Genomic DNA, 588 nt, shown 5'->3' on the forward strand with positions numbered 1-588 from the left:
CCGAAGGGTTGACCAGGGGGAAGCCCATGTCGTCCAGGGTGCGCAGCGCGCAGTACGTCGGCGTCTGCCGGAAGAACCTCTCTGCCGGCAGGGCGGGCTTCTTCGCCTGCCACCCCTCCGGCGTCTTCTGCCACCCGGACCCTTCATGACTCACCGTAACGGTGTCAGTCGCGTCGTCCGTTGAACCGCCGATGTTCGAGATAGGACCCAGTAGGACTGCGGTTGCAACGGCCAATGCCGTGAGCGGTGCGTTCATCCGACGTTCGATTCCCTAGTTCCGGCGCCGACGATGAGCCATTGGGTGTCCCTCCGGCCGACCTCCACCCAGAGCGTGCTGGTAGCCGGTGCCGCACCGTAGATCTCGTCACCCGCCTGCGTTGTCACGCGCGCCCCTTGCTGACGAATTTCGACATCGATGGGCCAAATCCCGGTAGCGGAGTCCTGCTGATAGGTATGGACCACTGATGTGGTCGTCTCGCCGCCTTCCCAGGTGTAGTCCTTCTCCGCGATCTGCTTCGCCTGACGCAGGCGGTTGGCGCAGTACTCGCAGCTCTCGTGCGACATCGCTTCCCACTCGGCGGTGTCGTT

Annotated in this window: 1 protein-coding gene; it reads right to left on the reverse strand. The window is 64.1% G+C overall.

The genetic code is table 11. The annotated features are described in order from the left end of the window. Positions 1-252: 252 nt before the first annotated feature. Positions 253-588 (reverse strand): DUF6318 family protein (locus tag DNL40_RS16565; protein WP_179951114.1); only part of this gene is annotated, 336 nt, incomplete at its 5' end.

This window comes from Xylanimonas oleitrophica, assembly GCF_003244315.1.
GTDB lineage: Bacteria > Actinomycetota > Actinomycetes > Actinomycetales > Cellulomonadaceae > Xylanimonas_A > Xylanimonas_A oleitrophica.